This is a genomic window from Candidatus Zixiibacteriota bacterium (genome assembly GCA_026397505.1).
Classification (GTDB): Bacteria; Zixibacteria; MSB-5A5; order GN15; family PGXB01; genus JAPLUR01.
In genome coordinates this window covers 1-2,232 of sequence record JAPLUR010000142.1, presented here as the reverse complement: position 1 = coordinate 2,232, position 2,232 = coordinate 1, and the positions used below count along the sequence as shown (strand labels likewise).

Below are 2,232 nucleotides of genomic sequence, written 5' to 3'. Positions count from 1 at the left end.
GATGATCCCCTTGCCGCACTGACGGCAGGAGATCAGATCAAAGGTCCGGCCCCAAATCGCCCGCGTCCCATCCTGGTCATGCCATTCGATGACGTCGGTGGGACAGATATTGGCGCAACTGAGGCAGCCGATGCAATCCGGCGGCGGATCGTCGAACTGCCCGGAGATGACCTTGGCATGCCCGCGATGAACGGCCGAGATGGCGTTGCGTCCCAACACCTCGCAGATGCGGGTGCAGGCATAACACATGATGCAGTTGTCGCCGTCGGGAATTGGCTCATAACTGGTCTGCACAAGGCCGTACTCTTCGGCCATTTTCTGGATCAACTCCGCACGGGGGCTGCGGGCCAGATAGAGGTCCAGCAATGTCTCGCGTAATTCCATTATTTGCGGCGTGTGAGTACTTACCATCAGCTCCGGTTCAACCGGGTAGAGACAGGAGGTGACCAGTTTCTTCCACCCCTCCCACTCCTTTTTGGTAATTTCCACCATGCATAACCGGCATGAGCCGCAGGGTTCGATCGCCTCGTGATGGCAGAGCGTCGGAATATTTATCCCTTCCCGGCGAATGCTCGCCAGCACCATTTCGTTTTCTTTGGCTCGAACCGCTTTCCCGTTAATATATATCGTTATCATCCTCATCCCCGCTTATCTAATCTCAATCGCTTCATAATTGCAGATCGCATAGCAGGAGCCACAGCGATCGCAAACGAGCTTATCGATAAAGTGCTTTTTCTTCTTTTCGCCGGTGATAGCCCCGACCGGACAGGCTTTGATACAAGCCATACATCCGGTGCAATCGTCGGTTATTTCATACTCGATCAAAGAACGACAAACCCCGGCCGGACATTTTTTATCGCGGATATGGGCTTCATATTCATTGCGGAAATATTGAAGCGTACTCAGGAAAGGATTGGGGCCCGATTGCCCCAGCCCGCAAAGAGAACCGACCTGAATATTCCGCGAAAGCTTCTCCATCAACTCCAGATCCCCTTCCTTGCCTTTGCCCTCGGAGATTTTCTCACAGAGCTTATGCAGTTGATACAGCCCTTCCCGGCAGGGAACACACTTGCCGCATGATTCATACACCAGGAAAGCCAGGAAATATTTGGCGACATCGACCATACAGGTTCGTTCGTCCATAATAATCATTCCGCCCGAACCCATCATCGATCCGGCCTCAGTCAGCGAATCAAAATCTACCGGCAGATCAAGTTTGTCCTCCGGCAGACATCCGCCCGATGGGCCGCCGGTCTGCACCGCTTTGAATTTCTTATCATTCGGAATCCCGCCGCCGATATCAAAGATGATCTCGCGCAGGCTCATCCCCATCGGAACCTCAACCAGACCGGTATTGTTGACTTTGCCGGCCAATGAAAATACTTTCGTTCCCGGGCTCTTTTTGGTGCCGATGGAAGTAAACCAGTCGGCTCCCTTTTCGATAATGACGGGGACGGTGACAAACGTCTCGACATTGTTGAGGACGGTCGGCTTGTCATGGAGTCCTTTGACAACCGAATGGATATATTTGGCGCGCGGTTCGCCCACCTCGCCAGCCACCGATTTCATCAACGCCGATGATTCCCCGCATACAAAGGCGCCGCCGCCGCGATTCACCTGAATATCAAATCTTAAACCGCTGCCAAGGATATTTTGACCCAGAAGGCCGACCTCTCGGGCCTGTTCAATGGCCCGCTTGAGATTGGCAACCGCCTGAGGATATTCCTCCCTGACATATATATATCCCTGGGTGGAACCGACGGCATAGGCGCAAATTATCATTCCTTCCAGCACCGCATGGGGGTCGCTTCCCATCACCGTCCGATCCATGAACGCGCCGGGGTCTCCCTCATCGCCGTTGCAAATGACATATCGAATTTCCGACTGCACCTTGGCACAGGTGGCCCATTTTTTCCCGGTCAGGAATCCACCGCCGCCGCGTCCGCGCAGACCGGATTTCGAAATCTCGTCAATTATCTGCTGCGGCAACATCGTCGTCAGCGCTCTGGCCAGCCCGGCATAAGCGCCGACCGCCACGGCATCGGTGATTCGGGCCGGATCAATCAGTCCGCAGTTGCGCAGGGCAATTCGCTGCTGATGAGCATAGAATGGAATTCGCTTGTACTGGGCGATATGCTCCTTGGTCAAAACATCGGCATATAGAAGCCGCTCGATGACTTCATTTTTTCCCAGCGTCTTATCGATAATCTCCGGAACATCTTTCACTTTCAC

General features: G+C 53.9%; 2 protein-coding genes. Both read right to left on the bottom strand.

Annotated features, from left to right (window positions below; genetic code table 11):
• A partial coding sequence (locus NT002_14430) for a 2Fe-2S iron-sulfur cluster-binding protein (protein ID MCX6830460.1) occupies positions 1-636 on the bottom strand: 636 nt, incomplete at its 3' end.
• Positions 637-648: 12 nt separating this feature from the next.
• Positions 649-2,115 carry an SLBB domain-containing protein gene (locus tag NT002_14425; GenBank protein ID MCX6830459.1) on the bottom strand — a complete coding sequence of 489 codons (1,467 nt, stop codon included), beginning with the start codon at positions 2,113-2,115 and terminating at the stop codon, positions 649-651.
• Positions 2,116-2,232: the final 117 nt, after the last annotated feature.